This is a genomic window from Nocardioides glacieisoli (assembly GCF_004137245.1).
GTDB classification, from domain to species: domain Bacteria; phylum Actinomycetota; class Actinomycetes; order Propionibacteriales; family Nocardioidaceae; genus Nocardioides; species Nocardioides glacieisoli.
The window spans coordinates 120,062-133,489 of record NZ_SDWS01000008.1 but is presented as its reverse complement, the minus strand read 5'-3'; the positions used below and the strand labels follow the sequence as shown (position 1 = coordinate 133,489).

Sequence of the window (13,428 nt, the reverse complement as noted above, 5' to 3'; positions counted from 1 at the left end):
TCACGGGGTCATCCTCCCGCACGATCGCCCGCACCGGGGGCCGCATGGCTCCGCTCGAGCCGGGCGCCCTCGACGTCGACGTCCGGAAGGATCCGGTCGAGCCACTTCGGCAGCCACCAGGCCGACTCGCCGAGCAGGTGCATCGCGGCCGGGATGAGCAGCATCCGGACGACGAAGGCGTCGAGGAGCACCCCGAAGGCGAGCCCGAAGCCGATCGGCTTGATGGTCGCGTCGTGGGAGAAGATGAAGCCCGCGAAGACGGAGATCATGATGATCGCGGCCGCCGTCACGACCGACCGACCGGCGCGCAGCCCGTGCTGCACGGCCACCCGCGCAGGTGCCCCATGTGCGTGCGCCTCGCGCATCCCGGAGACCAGGAAGAGCTGGTAGTCCATCGCCAGGCCGAAGAGGATGCCCGTCGCGATGATCGGCAGGAAGCTCAGCACCGGCCCGGGCGCGTGCACCCCGAACAGGTCGGACAGGAAGCCCAGCTGGAAGATCGCGGTGATCCCGCCGAACGCCGCCAGCAGCGACAGGACGAAACCGAGCGTGGCGGTCAGCGGCACCAGGATCGACCGGAAGACCAGCACCAGGATGAGCATCGAGAGCCCGACCACCAGGACGAGGTAGACCGGCAGCACGCTCGAGAGCTGGTCGGAGATGTCGATGCCCGCGCTGGCGTTGCCCGCGACGCCGAGGGTGGCCTCGCCGCCCGACGTCGTGGTGAGGGTCGACGAGCGCAGGTTCTGCACCAGCTCAGCGGTCGACTCGTCCGTCGGGGAGCCGTCGGGGACGACCTGGAAGGCCAGCGCCGACCGGTCCTTCGACGCGCCGATCGGCACGACCGCGTCGACGTTCCAGGCCCGGCCGAGCTGCGCGCCGATCGTGGCCTGCTCCGCCGTGACCTCGTCCTCGGCGACCGGCCCGGGCAGGTCGGCCACGACCAGCAGCGGGCCGTTGGACCCGTCGCCGAACTTCTCCGCCTGGACCTCGTAGGCCTGGTAGGCGGCGGAGTCCGGGGGCTGCGTCGAGCCGTCGGGCAGGCCGAGCCGCATCTGGGTCGCGGGCGCGGCGACGACGAGGAGGGCCACGATGCCGAGGCCCAGCACCGTCCACGCCCGGGCGTTGCTCATCGGCTCGTCGCGAGCCGTGATCGCGTGGTCGTCGTACGTCGTCCCGGTGGCGATCTCACTGCGCTCGCGTCGCTTGAGGATCCGCGGACCGACCAGCGACAGGACCGCTGGGGTCAGCGTGATCGCCATCAGGATCGCGACCAGCACGGCGACGGCGCCGACGGTCCCCATCAGGCCGAGGAAGGGGACCCCGGTGACGTTGAGCGCGAGCAGGGCCACGATCACCGTGACCCCGGCGAAGACGACGGCGTTGCCGGACGTGCCGTTGGCCAGGCCGATCGACTCGGAGAGCGCGATGCCCTGCTTCAGCTGGCGCCGGTGCCGGTTGATGATGAAGAGCGAGTAGTCGATGCCGACCGCGAGGCCCAGCATCACGCCGAGCACGGGCGTGACGGACACGAACTCGACGAGCCCGGAGAACGACAGCGACGCCAGGGACGCGACCCCGACCCCGAGCAGCGCGGTGACCAGGGGCAGGGAGGCGCCGATCACGGTGCCGAGCATGAGGAACAGGACGATCGCGGCGATGACGACGCCGGCGACCTCGCCCGGACCGAGGATCGACGGCACGGTCTGGGCGATGTCCTGCGAGGGGTAGAGGGCGACGCCGTCGATGTCGGCGTCGGCGAGGAGGTCCTCGATCGCGGTCTTGGTCTCGACCGACACCTCGTTGATCGCGACGGCGAAGACGACGTTGGCGACGGCTGCGGAGCCGTCCTCCGAGACGGTGCGGTAGCCGGACGACAGCTGGGTGAGGGTCTCGCCCTGCTCGAGCTGCGGGAGCTCCTCGTCGACCTTCGCGCGCTGCCGGTCGACCTCGGCCTGGCCGTCGTCGAGCTGCTGCTCGGCGTCGTCGAGCTGCGCCCGGACGTCGGCCAGCGTGCCGTTGGCGCGCGCCTGCCGGCGCTGCTCCTCGAGGGCAGTCCGGCCACCGTCGATCTGGCCCTGCGCCTCGGTGAGCTTCGCCAACCCCTTGTTGAGCTGTTCGCGGCCGTCGGCCACTCGCGCCGCGCCGTCGTCCACCTGCTGCTGCGTGGCGAAGGGGTCGGTCACCTCGTCGACGCCGTCGACCGCGGCGATCCGGTCGAAGAGGTCGAGCGCGTCCTGCTGCTGGTCGTCGGTGAGCGCGGAGCCGTCGGTGGACTCGACGACGATCGTGCCGTTGCCGCCGCCGGTGCCCTCGAAGTCGCGCTCTAGCTGGCCGGAGACTCGCGTGGTCGGGGTGTCGGGCAGGGAGATCGACGACGACAGCGCGCCGGCGAACGACGCGTACGTCACTCCTGTGAGGACGAGGACCGCGAGCCAGGCACCGATGACGGTCCAGTGGCGGCGCGTCGAGAAGCGACCGATGCGGTAGAGGAGCTCAGCCATGGTGGTTCAACGGGCCTTTCGGTACGACGGGGGAGAAGGGGGTCAGTGGGTCAGCCGGCGGTGCCGGTCCGCAGCCGGAGCAGCAGCCGGTCGAGCAGTTCGTCCCAGTCGCGGCGGGCGCGGGCCGGCACGGTGGTCGGCAGGTCGGGGTGGGCGTCGAGCCAGAGCCCGGCGATGGTGACGATGCCGGCGAAGAGCAGGGCCAGCCCGAGCTCGAGGTCGACCGGGTCGAGACCGGGGGCGCGTTGGTGCAGCCGCTCGCGGAGCAGGCCGCCGACGTGGTCGAAGGCCGTGCGAGAGATGCGCTGGGCGCGCTCGTCCTCGGGCTCGGGGCAGCCGAGCATGCGGTGGATGGTGGTGATCGCCGTCGGAAGGTCGACGCCGCGCGCCGCTTCACCGACCGCGTCGAGAGCGGCCCGGCCTCCCGCCTCGTCGCCCTCCACCCGGCCGCCGAGCGTGGCGTCGACGCGCTCGAGGATCGCGGCTGTGGCCTCGGCCAGGATCTGCTGGCACGCCGCGACGAGCAGGTCGTCGACCGTGGCGAAGTGGTTGAAGACGGTGCGTCGCGACACCTCTGCGAGCTGTGCGACCTGGTCGACGGTGAAGCCGTCGGACCCGTGCGCGGCAGCGAGGCTGCGCGCGGCGTCGACGATGGCGTCGCGCCGCTGCAGGCGGAGAGCGCCGCGGCCGTCGGTCGGGCGGGGGGAGGTCACTAGTCGATTGTTGCACTCAGTGCAAATAACTCCCTCATCCGGAGCCGTAGGCTCGACGGCGTGGATGGCCACAGTCACACCCCAGCGCTCGTCGCGCTGACCGAGTCCGGCATCGAGCACACGGTCACGCGCCACGGCCGCGTCGGTTCGCTGGCAGAGGCGGCCGCCGCCCGCGGCGTCGAGCCGTCGGCGATCGTGAAGACGATGGTCGTACGCCGCGGCGAGGGCGACCACCTCTTCGTCCTCGTGCCGGGCGACCGCCAGATCTCCTGGCCCAAGCTCCGCGCCCTCCTCGGCGTGAACCGGATCTCGATGCCCGACGCCGACGCCGCCCGCGAGGTGACCGGCTACGAACGCGGCACCATCACGCCCTTCGGTGCGCGCTCGCCGCTCCCGGTCGTCGCCGACGAGAGGATCGTCGGCCGCACGATCTCGCTGGGTGCCGGCGCCCACGGCGTCGCGGCGACGCTCGCCGCCGACGACGTCGTACGCCACTTCGACACGCAGGTCGCGGACGTCACGGACCCGGCCTGAGCGGGCCGACGGACCGAACTCGCGTGTCGGCGGACGCCTGAGCGCGGCCAGGACGCTGGGTTGAGCGTTCGGTCCGTCGATCCGCTCAGGTCAGGTCGTCGGGTCGACGATCGTCATGCCGGCGACGGTCGCGGAGTCGAAGACCGGCAGCAGGGCGGCGGCCTCGTCCAGGCCGATGACCCGCTCGACCAGGAGCTGCGGGCGCAGGTCGCCTGCCTCGATCAGCGCCATCATCGCGGGATAGTCGGCGGCGGCCATGCCGTGGCTGCCGAGCAGGTCGAGCTCCCAGCCGATGACCCGCGCCATCGGGACCCGCGGGTGGCCGTCGACCGGCGGGAGCAGCCCGACCTGGGCGAGCCGACCGCGGCGCCGCAGGGCGAGGATCGCGTCGGCGCAGGTCTGCTCGCTGCCGACCGCGTCGACCGCGACGTGGCTGCCCCCGCCGGTGAGGTCCGCGACCGCGGCGGGCACGTCGACGCCGTCCGCGAGCACCGTGTGGTCGGAGCCGAGCCGGGCCGCGACGGCGAGCGCCTCGGGGTTGCGGTCCACTGCGACGACCCGCGCGCCCACGGCCTTGGCGATCATCACCGCGCTGAGCCCCACGCCTCCGGAGCCGACCACCGTCACCCACTCGCCGGTCTCGACGCGGGCCCGGGCGACGAGGGCGCGGTAGGCCGTGGCGAACCGGCAGCCCAGGCTCGCGGCCGTGGCCATCTCGACCTCGGCGGGCACCGCGACGAGGTTGGTGTCGGCCGCGTGCAGCGCGACGAGCTCGGCGAACGAGCCCCAGTGCGTGAACCCGGGCTGGTGCTGGTCGGGGCACACCTGAGCGTCCCCCTGCCGGCACCACTCGCAGCGACCGCAGCCGCACACGAACGGCACGGTCACCCGGTCGCCGACGCGCCACCTCTCGACGCCGTCGCCGACCTCGACCACCTCGCCGGCCAGCTCGTGGCCCGGCACGTGCGGGAAGGCGATGTCGTCGTGCCCGGCCCACGCGTGCCAGTCGCTGCGGCACACGCCCGTCGCCAGGACGCGTACGACGACGCCACCCGCAGGTGCCGACGGCTCGGGCACCTCCCGCACCTCGGGCTGCGAACGGACGGCATCGACGACCACGGCGCGCATGGCCCGATCCTGCCCGGTCCGACAGACGAAGATCGGGCCGGCCCATGTAGGACCGACCCGATCTGTCGGCGGTGGCGGTGGGATTTGAACCCACGGTGGGTGTGACCCCACACAACATTTCGAGTGTTGCACCTTCGGCCGCTCGGACACGCCACCGCCGGAGACCATACCGGAGGCCGCGGGCGAGGAAGAAAACGGCGTCGGGTCCACGAACTGGGCCTGTGCCGTGGTCAGGGACGGCCAGCGGCGGTACCTTTCGGCGCACACCTGTGCTCGTCGCTGGAACACCTTCGGCGCGAGCGGGAAGGAGCGGTGCGCAGACGTGACTGCCGTCCGACGAGCCCGAGACCTGGCCCGCTCCGCGCTGCCGAAGAGCGTCGGCGAGCGGCTGCCCGCAGCGCCGCCGCAGGAGGTGACCGAGCTCCTCCACGACAAGCGCTTCCAGGCTGCTGTCGCCGAGCAGGCGACCGAGCAGGGTCGCCCGGAGGAGGAGGTCTGGTCGGAGGTGAAGGGCTACCTCCACGAGATGTCCGCCGCCCACGACGAGCGCACCTCCCAGGGCTGGGTGCGGATGGGGGAGTGGTTCCTCCGGGCGTACGACGTGCTGGTCGACGAGGACGACATGCACGCGCTCAAGCGCCTCGACCGCTCCCACAGCCTGGCGCTGGCCTTCAGCCACCGGTCCTACCTCGACGGCATGGTCATCCCGAACGCCCTCGCGGCCCGGCGGTTCTCGCCGACCTACACGTTCGGCGGAGCCAACCTCAACCTCCCCGTCATCGGCACGGTCGCGAGCCGCACGGGCCTGATCTTCATCCGTCGCTCGACGCAGGAGATCCCGGTCTACCGGCTCGCGCTGCGCTCCTACATCCGCCAGATGGTGACCAACAAGCGCAACATGGCGTGGTCGATCGAGGGCGGTCGCACCCGCACGGGCAAGCTGCGGCCGCCGGTGCACGGCATCCTGAAGTACCTCACCGACACGGTCGACGGCGAGGAAGCACCGGACGTGCAGGTCGTGCCGGTCTCGGTGGTCTACGACCAGCTGCACGAGGTGTCGCTGATGACCGAGGAGGCGCGCGGCGGCAGCAAGACGCCCGAGGACTGGCGCTGGCTCGTGCGCTTTGCCCGGCTCCAGCGCAACCGGCTCGGTCGCGCCTACCTGACCGTCGGCGAGCCCTTCTCGCTCCGCGAGCGGATGGCCGAGCTGGAGGCCGACGGGGTCACCGGTCACGCCGCGGTCGAGCGCGTCGCCCTCGACATCTCCCACCGCCTCAACCGCGCCACCCCGGTCACCGTGACGGCGATCGTCTCGCTCTCCCTCCTCGGCGCCGACCGCGCGCTGACCGTCGACGAGGTGCTGGAGACCGTCGAGCCGCTCGCCGCCTACATCGACGCCCGCAAGTGGCCGGTCGCCGGCGCCGCCGACCTCCGGGACCGCTCGACCATCCGCCGCGCGCTCGCCGAGCTGGCTCGCAGCGGCGTGCTGACGGCGTACGACGGTGGCACCGAGCCGGTCTGGAAGATCGGGGACGACCAGCACCTGGTCGCCGCGTTCTACCGCAACACGGTCATCCACATCCTCGTCGAGCGAGCGATCGGTGAGCTCGCGCTGCTCACCGTCAGCGAGCTCGAGCCCGACGCCGAGCTGCCTGCCGGTGGCGAGCTGCAGGTCGGGTGGGAGGAGGCGAAGCGGATGCGCGACCTCCTCAAGTTCGAGTTCTTCTTCCCGAGCCGGGCAGGCTTCGAGGACGACCTGCGCACCGAGCTCCAGCTCCTGGTGGGCGAGGGCGTCACCGAGATGACACCGGTCAGGGCGCGCGAGCTGCTGGTCAACGCGCGGCCCCACCTCGCGCACCTCGTGCTGCGGCCGTTCCTCGACGCCTACCTCGTCCTGGCCGACCGGCTCGCCGACCGCGGGGACAGCCCGGTCGACGAGGACGACCTGCTCAAGGACTCGCTGGCCGTCGGCCAGCAGTGGGCGCTGCAGCGTCGCGTCGCCAGCGCCGAGTCGATCTCCCTCGAGCTCTTCCGCACGGCGATGGCGCTGGCGCGGCACAAGGGACTGCTCGACGGCGGGGAGGGCGTCGGCTCCGCGCGCGAGGCCTTCGCGGCCGAGCTGCGCGAGGCGGTCCGCCGGGTCAACGTGATCGGAGAGATCGCGGGCGAGCCGGTGCAGGTCGTGCTGCCCGAGACCAAGTCCGAACCACAGCCGCAGGACGCTTCGTGAGCGGACTGTCCGACGAGGTCCTGGCCGCGATCGACGCGATCGAGGCCGGACCCCAAGGGCCGACGGTCGGGGCGTTCTTCGACCTCGACGGCACCCTGGTCGCGGGCTACACCGCCGCCACGTTCTACGGCGACCGGCTGAAGGGCCGCGACGTCTCGCCGGCCGAGTTCCTCCGCACGGTCGTCACCGCGGTCGACGGCGAGCTCGGCGGCGACCCGACCCGCATCGCGCACGTCGCCTTCTCGGCGATGCGCGGGGAGTCCGAGGAGGCGTTCGCCGACCTGGGCGAGCGGCTCTTCCGCTCCAAGATCGCCGGCACCATCCGGCGCGAGTCACGCGCGCTCGTGATGGCCCACCAGCGCGCCGGCCACACCGTCGCGGTGGCCTCCGCCGCGACGTCGTACCAGATTGCGCCGGTCGCCCGGGACCTCGGCGTCGAGCACCTGGTGTGCACCCGGCTCGTGGTCGAGGACGGCCAGTTCACCGGCGCCACCGACGGCCCGATGCTGTGGGGACGGCACAAGGCGAGCGGCGTGCGGGCGTTCGCGCGCGAGCACGGCCTCGACCTGTCGACGTCGTACGCCTACGGCAACGGCTACGAGGACGTCGCGTTCCTCTCCTCCGTCGGTCACCCGACCGCCCTCAACCCGCACCGCGACCTGCGATCCGCCGCTGCGCGCCTCGGCTGGCCGGTCCTCGACCTCAGCGACCCGGTCGGGGGCTCGCTGATCGCTGCGGGTCGTACGGCCGCAGCGCTCGCGGGCATGAACACGGGCGTCGTCGCCGGTCTGTCCTACGGCCTGCTCCGCGGTGACCTGAAGGAGGGGCGCAACGCCGCGATCAAGCTGGCGACCTCGCTCCCGATGTCGCTGGCCGGCGTGACGCTCAACGTGCTCAACCGCGAGCGGCTCTGGACCCACCGGCCCGCGATCTTCGTCGCCAACCACCAGAGCGCGCTCGACATCCCGGTCCTCGGCAACCTCCTCGAGCGCGACTTCACGATCGTCGCCAAGAAGGAGGCGCGGTGGGACCCGCGCACCTTCGTCGGCTCGGTCGTCATCGACCCGGCCTACATCGACCGCGGCGACTCCGAGTCAGCCCGCGCGACCCTCGACGGCGTCGCCGAGCGGATCCGCAGCGGGACCTCACTGATGATCTTCCCGGAGGGGACGCGGTCGGCGACGCCGGTGCTCGGGCCGTTCCGCAAGGGCGCCTTCCACCTCGCCGCGCAGGCCGGCGTGCCGGTGGTGCCCGTGGTGCTGCGCAACACCGGCGAGCTGATGCGCCGCAGCTCCTTCGTGCTCAACCCGGGCGTCGTCGACGTGTGCGTGCTCGAGCCCGAGACCGACTGGAACACCGACGACATGAGCGAGCGGATCGCCGCGCTGCACACGAAGTTCGAGGAGACGCTCGCAAGGTGGCCCGGATGACGAAGAGTGAAGACTTCGAGCGCTGGGGCGGCGCCGCAGGATGGACGTCCGGCAACGACCTGACCCCCATGCAGACCCTGATGTGGCGCTCCGAGCAGCACCCGGTGCAGTCGTCGACGTCGACGGTGATCATCGACCTCGACCGGGCGCCGGACTGGAAGCGCTTCGTCGCCGCGACCGAGTGGGGCACCGGGCTCGTACGCCGTCTGCGCCAGCGCGTCGTCGACCCCGTCGTGCCGACCGCTGCGCCCACGTGGGCCGACGACCCGACCTTCGACCTGGGCTACCACCTGCGTCGCGAGCAGGTGTCGAGCCGCGAGGAGATGCTGGCCCAGGCCGCGCAGATCGCGCTGCGCCCGTTCGACCGCTCGCGCCCGCTGTGGGAGGGCGTGCTCTTCGAGGGCCTGCCTGACGGGGCGGCGTACGTCCTCAAGATCCACCACGCGCTGGCCGATCCGCTCGGCACCGTCCAGCTGCTCTCGATGCTCCAGTCCGGCAAGCGGGCGCACACTGCGCGCAAGCCAGTCGGCGAGGAGGTCGCGGCGCCGGCCGCCGCCGACCCGGTCGACCTCGCGGTCTCGGGCCTGCGCACCGACGTCGCGACGCTGCCCGAGGCGGCGCTCTCGACCCTGCGCGGGCTCGGCCTCGCCGCCACCCGGCCGCAGGCGGTCCTCGCCTCCACCCTGCGCTACGGAGCGTCCGTGCGCCGGCTGGTCTCCCAGGCCGCGCCACCGTCGCCCGAGCTGTCGCCGCGCACCGGGCGGATGTGGTCGTTCCTCACCCTCGACGCCCCGCTGGAGCAGCTGCGCGCGGTCGCCAGGCAGGGCGGCGGCACGCTCGACGACGCGGCCGTCGCGCTGGTTCTCGGCGGGCTCCGCCGCTACCACGAGCGACGGGACGGTCCCGTCCGTGAGATCCCGGTCGGGGTGCGGGTCTCGCTCGACCGCGCCGACGACCTCGGCAACCGCTTCGCCGGCGCGATCATCTCCGGGCCGCTCGCGATCGAGGACCCGGTCGACCGGGTCGCGGCCGTGCGTGGCGAGGTGCTGTCGCTCCACACCGAGCGCGCGCTCGAGGTGCTCGACGCGGCCGCGCCGCTGCTCAACCGGATGCCTGCCTTCGTCGGCGCCGGCGCGCTCCGCACGGCGGCCGTCCCGGACGCCTTCGTCCTGACCCTGCCCGGCCCGCCGCGCAAGCGCTTCATGGCGGGTGCCGAGGTGCAGGGGATGTACGTCCTCGGCCCGCTCCCCGGTGCGGCGCTCACCGTGTGCCTGGTGACGGTCGGCGACACCGCGTGTATCGGCGTGAACGTCGACGCGAGCGCCGTCGCGGACCTCCGTGACCTCGAGGAGTGCCTGGTCGAGGGTGTCGAGGAGATGGTCTCAGCCGGCTGACGGCGGCGCGGTCGGGCCGACGTAGTAGAGCATCCGGTAGTCGACGCCCTCCTCGATGTTCACGAAGCCGTGGCGCTCGTAGAACCGGCGGGTGTCCGTGTCGACCTCGTCGACGCCGATGTGCATCTCGGGCGAGCCCTTCTCGCGCACCAGCCGGCGGCACAGGTCGAGGACCTGCGTGCCGATCCCGCGGTCGCGCAGCGTCGGCACGACGTAGAGCTCCTCGAGCTGCGACGCCGGGCCGTCGAACCAGATGGCCGGGCGCAGGCTCACGAGGGCGAACGCCACTGGGGTGCTGTCGTCCTCGGCGAGCACCGCGACGATGTCGTCGAGCTCGAGCAGCCGGGCGAAGCGGACCTCCAGGACTTCGACGTCGTCGACCTCGGTCTCGAACTCGGTGTTGAAGTCCCACAGCAGCCGGGCAAGCACCTCTGCGTCGGTTGTGGTGGCACGGCGTACGTCCGTCATGTCGCCTCGTGCCTGCCGGGCAGCCGGTGGCGGGCGAAGAAGTCGTCCAGCAGCGTGGTCGAGTCGGCGGCGAGCACGCCGGCCACGACCTCGGGCCGGTGGTTGAGGCGGCGGTCGCGGACCACGTCCCAGAGCGAGCCGACGGCGCCCAGCTTGTCGTCGTACGCCCCGAAGACGAGGCGGTCGACCCGGGCGAGCACGAGGGCACCGGCACACATCGTGCACGGCTCGAGGGTGACGACGAGGGTGCAGCCGGTCAGCCGCCACTCACCGCGGGTGGCGGCAGCCGCACGCAGCGCGACGACCTCCGCGTGACCGGTCGGGTCGCCCTCGGCCTCGCGGGTGTTGCGGCCCGTGCCGATGACCGCGCCGGACTCGTCGAGCACGACGGCGCCGACCGGTACGTCGTCACCGGCCAGGGCGTCCCGCGCCTCGGCGAGGGCCAGCCGCATGGGCTCGTCCCAGGTCACCAGCGTGGTCATGCCGAGGCGAGCCCCACGGTGTCGTCGAAGAGGTCGCCGAAGCCGAGGCGGCTCGCGATGTCGGACAGCACGTCGTCAGGGTAGAGCTCGACGTCGTCGAGCAGGGCGCCCATGTCGTAGGCGTGCAGGCCCAGGTCGCCGAGCAGGTCGAGGTCGCCGGCAGGCACCTCGATGTCGTCGTCCTCGGGCGGGGGGAGGCCGAGGAACTCCACGACCGAGTGCGCGAGCTCCCACTCCTCGGCCGCGGTGACGTCGGAGAGCAGCACCCGGGTGGTCGAGCCGACCACGCGGACCAGCACGAAGAAGTCCTCGTCGACGGCGATCATGCCGACGGCGCCGTCGGGGCCGGAGACCTGGCGCAGCGCGTGGCTGAGGGAGTCGACGGACTCGAAGGCGGGCGAGGCGATGTCCTGCAGCTGCCAGTCGCCGTCCTCGAGGAAGGCGACCAGCGCGTAGTCGACCGCGCCGTTCAGTTCGGACATGCCGACCCCTCCCCAGGCTGCGGACTGCTCCAGAGTCGCAGAAGCCGGCCCGACCAACAAGGAGGTTTGCGAGTCGTTCATCCCGCTGCCGACACCACTAGGGTGACCCCCATGCGCCTGCACGTCGTCGACCACCCGCTCGTCTCCCACAAGCTCACCGTCCTGCGCGACGAGCAGACCGACTCGCCGACCTTCCGGCGGCTCACCGACGAGCTGGTGACGCTCCTCGCCTACGAAGCGACCCGCGAGGTGCGCGTCGACCCGCGTGACATCACCACCCCCGTCGGGCCGACGACCGGCGTCTACCTCGCCCAGCCGCGACCGATGGTGGTGCCGATCCTCCGCGCCGGCCTGGGCATGCTCGACGGCATGATGCGGCTCCTGCCGACGGCCGAGGTCGGCTTCCTCGGCATGGTGCGCAACGAGGAGACGCTCGAGGCGTCGACCTACGCCGAGCGGCTGCCCGACGACCTGTCCGGGCGCCAGTGCTACGTCCTCGACCCGATGCTCGCGACCGGCGGCACCCTCGCGGCGGCGATCAACTTCCTCACTTCTCGCGGCGCCGACGACATCACGGCGATCTGCCTGCTCGCGGCACCCGAGGGCGTCGCGAACCTCGAGGCCGGCCTCGAGGGCCTCGACGTACCCGTCACCGTCGTGACCGCGGCGCTCGACGAGAAGCTCAACGACAAGGGCTACATCGTCCCCGGCCTCGGCGACGCCGGCGACCGGTTGTACGGCGTCGCGCACTGACCTCCCGGGGGTAGTCCGCATCAAAGTTCTGCCCGACACGGGTTCGGCACCAGACGTGTGATGCGGACTATCGCCGTGAGGCGTCGGTCGGTGGAGGGACAACGCCTACGAACGTTTCAGCGGGTCAACCCAGGGTCGAGGTGCGGGCGATCAGCTCGGGGGTGAACTCGACCTGCTGGTGCAGGTGCTCGGGGTTGTTGACCTCGTCGATCAGGAGCTCGGCGGCGGTACGCCCCAGCGACTGCCGCGGCTGCCGGACCGACGTGAGGGGCACGGCCGCGCTGGCGGCGAAGGCGATGTCGTCGTAGCCGACGATCGCGAGGTCCTCGGGAACCTTCTGACCGGTGGAGACGACCTGCTGCAGGAGGCCCAGCGCGACGAGGTCGTTGGCGCAGAAGACCGCGCTCGGGCGGCTGCGTCTGGGCAGTCCCGCGATCCGCTCGCCGGCGACCCTGCCCTCCTCGACGGAGAGCGTCTCTGTCTCGACGTGGACCAGGTCGGACTCGGCGAGGCCGGCGTCGCTCCACGCTGCCCGCGCGCCCTCCCAGCGCTCGCGCACCTGGCCGATGGCGACGGGCCCGCCGACGTAGGCGACGCGAGTGTGGCCGCGGTCGACGAGGTGCTCGATGGCCACGCGGCCGCCGAGCCGGTCGTCGACCGTGACGGAGCAGAAGGTCCCCGTGGTGGTGGCGCGGTCGACGATGACGAGGGGCGTGCCCTGCGCGATGATCCGCGCGAGCTCGGGTGCCTCGGGGTCGACGGGCGTGATCAGGATGCCGTCGACGCGCTGCTGCTGGAGGTGCGCGAGGTGGGCATGCTCCCGGGCGGAGCGGCCGTCGCTGTTGCAGAGGAACAGCGACAGGTCCGCCTTCTCGGCAGCGAGCTCGATGCCGCGCGCCACGTCGGTGAAGAACGGGTTGGTCGCGTCGAGCATGACGTAGGCGAACGTGTTGCTGCGCCCCATCCGGAGCTGGCGGGCGGACTCGTTGAGCACGAACCCGAGGTCGACCATCGCGCGCTCGACGCGCTCACGGGTGCCGGCACTCACCCGGTCGGGGCGGTTGAGCACGTTGCTGACGGTGCCCAGGGAGACCTGGGCGCGCTCGGCCACGTCCTTGACCGACGGCCGACGCCCGTTGCGCACCGGAGGGCTGCTGCTGGACATCGGGCTCCTCGGGACGACTGACAGTCGGAGAGTAGACCACCCACCAGTCGAATGAAACGTCACAGAAAAATTCACCGGGATGCTTGACGCGTGTGACGGCCGCCACTTACCTTTCTCGCGACGTGAAACCTTTCAACCACGACGA

12 protein-coding genes and 1 tRNA gene are annotated in these 13,428 nt (G+C 72.1%); 5 read left to right on the top strand and 8 right to left on the bottom strand.

The window, feature by feature from the left end; genetic code table 11:
- Positions 1–8: 8 nt before the first annotated feature.
- Both EUA06_RS17160 and EUA06_RS17155 read right to left on the bottom strand, forming a co-directional pair.
- Complete coding sequence (locus tag EUA06_RS17160) at positions 9–2,504, bottom strand: MMPL family transporter (protein WP_129478034.1); 2,496 nt, start codon at positions 2,502–2,504, stop codon at positions 9–11.
- A 50-nt stretch (positions 2,505–2,554) separates the two neighbouring features.
- Positions 2,555–3,217: a TetR/AcrR family transcriptional regulator gene (locus EUA06_RS17155; protein WP_165354429.1), complete on the bottom strand. Its 663-nt coding sequence runs from the start codon at positions 3,215–3,217 to the stop codon at positions 2,555–2,557.
- Between the two features lie 60 nt (positions 3,218–3,277).
- Between EUA06_RS17155 and EUA06_RS17150 the strand changes: the two genes are divergently transcribed.
- The gene (locus tag EUA06_RS17150) at positions 3,278–3,751 is read left to right on the top strand and encodes an aminoacyl-tRNA deacylase (protein ID WP_129478030.1); all 474 of its coding nucleotides are present in this window, start codon (positions 3,278–3,280) and stop codon (positions 3,749–3,751) included.
- Positions 3,752–3,841: 90 nt separating this feature from the next.
- Here the strand turns inward: EUA06_RS17150 and EUA06_RS17145 are convergent, their stop codons facing one another.
- Both EUA06_RS17145 and EUA06_RS17140 read right to left on the bottom strand, forming a co-directional pair.
- On the bottom strand, positions 3,842–4,879 hold the full coding sequence (locus EUA06_RS17145) for a zinc-binding dehydrogenase (RefSeq protein ID WP_129478028.1): 1,038 nt from the start codon (positions 4,877–4,879) through the stop codon (positions 3,842–3,844).
- A gap of 69 nt (positions 4,880–4,948) precedes the next feature.
- Positions 4,949–5,035: transfer RNA gene (locus EUA06_RS17140), tRNA-Ser, on the bottom strand.
- A 166-nt stretch (positions 5,036–5,201) separates the two neighbouring features.
- Between EUA06_RS17140 and EUA06_RS17135 the strand changes: the two genes are divergently transcribed.
- Genes EUA06_RS17135 through EUA06_RS17125 form a run of 3 tightly spaced genes read left to right on the top strand, consistent with a single transcriptional unit; the run spans position 5,202 to position 9,933 of the window.
- The gene (locus tag EUA06_RS17135; protein ID WP_207208408.1) at positions 5,202–7,109 is read left to right on the top strand and encodes a lysophospholipid acyltransferase; all 1,908 of its coding nucleotides are present in this window, start codon (positions 5,202–5,204) and stop codon (positions 7,107–7,109) included.
- Positions 7,106–8,539 (top strand): HAD-IB family hydrolase, encoded by a 1,434-nt coding sequence (locus EUA06_RS17130; protein WP_129478026.1) that lies wholly within the window; start codon positions 7,106–7,108, stop codon positions 8,537–8,539. The genes EUA06_RS17135 and EUA06_RS17130 overlap by 4 nt, the downstream gene beginning before the upstream one ends.
- Positions 8,536–9,933 (top strand): wax ester/triacylglycerol synthase domain-containing protein, encoded by a 1,398-nt coding sequence (locus EUA06_RS17125; protein WP_129478024.1) that lies wholly within the window; start codon positions 8,536–8,538, stop codon positions 9,931–9,933. The genes EUA06_RS17130 and EUA06_RS17125 overlap by 4 nt, the downstream gene beginning before the upstream one ends.
- On the opposite strand, the gene EUA06_RS17120 is transcribed toward EUA06_RS17125, so the two are convergent.
- The 3 genes from EUA06_RS17120 to EUA06_RS17110 are packed head-to-tail and all read right to left on the bottom strand — an operon-like array spanning position 9,922 to position 11,365.
- Positions 9,922–10,401, bottom strand: a complete 480-nt coding sequence (locus EUA06_RS17120) for a GNAT family N-acetyltransferase (RefSeq protein ID WP_129478022.1) — start codon at positions 10,399–10,401, stop codon at positions 9,922–9,924. The two genes, EUA06_RS17125 and EUA06_RS17120, sit on opposite strands and share 12 nt — an antisense overlap.
- Positions 10,398–10,853, bottom strand: coding sequence for a nucleoside deaminase (locus EUA06_RS17115; RefSeq protein WP_129478218.1), 456 nt, complete (start codon positions 10,851–10,853; stop codon positions 10,398–10,400). The genes EUA06_RS17120 and EUA06_RS17115 overlap by 4 nt, the downstream gene beginning before the upstream one ends.
- Before the next feature lie 26 nt (positions 10,854–10,879).
- Positions 10,880–11,365 carry a tRNA adenosine deaminase-associated protein gene (locus EUA06_RS17110; RefSeq protein WP_129478020.1) on the bottom strand — a complete coding sequence of 162 codons (486 nt, stop codon included), beginning with the start codon at positions 11,363–11,365 and terminating at the stop codon, positions 10,880–10,882.
- Positions 11,366–11,476: 111 nt separating this feature from the next.
- Between EUA06_RS17110 and upp the strand changes: the two genes are divergently transcribed.
- Positions 11,477–12,118 (top strand): uracil phosphoribosyltransferase, encoded by a 642-nt coding sequence (upp, locus tag EUA06_RS17105; protein WP_129478018.1) that lies wholly within the window; start codon positions 11,477–11,479, stop codon positions 12,116–12,118.
- A gap of 124 nt (positions 12,119–12,242) precedes the next feature.
- On the opposite strand, the gene EUA06_RS17100 is transcribed toward upp, so the two are convergent.
- On the bottom strand, positions 12,243–13,283 hold the full coding sequence (locus EUA06_RS17100; protein ID WP_129478016.1) for a LacI family DNA-binding transcriptional regulator: 1,041 nt from the start codon (positions 13,281–13,283) through the stop codon (positions 12,243–12,245).
- Positions 13,284–13,428: the final 145 nt, after the last annotated feature.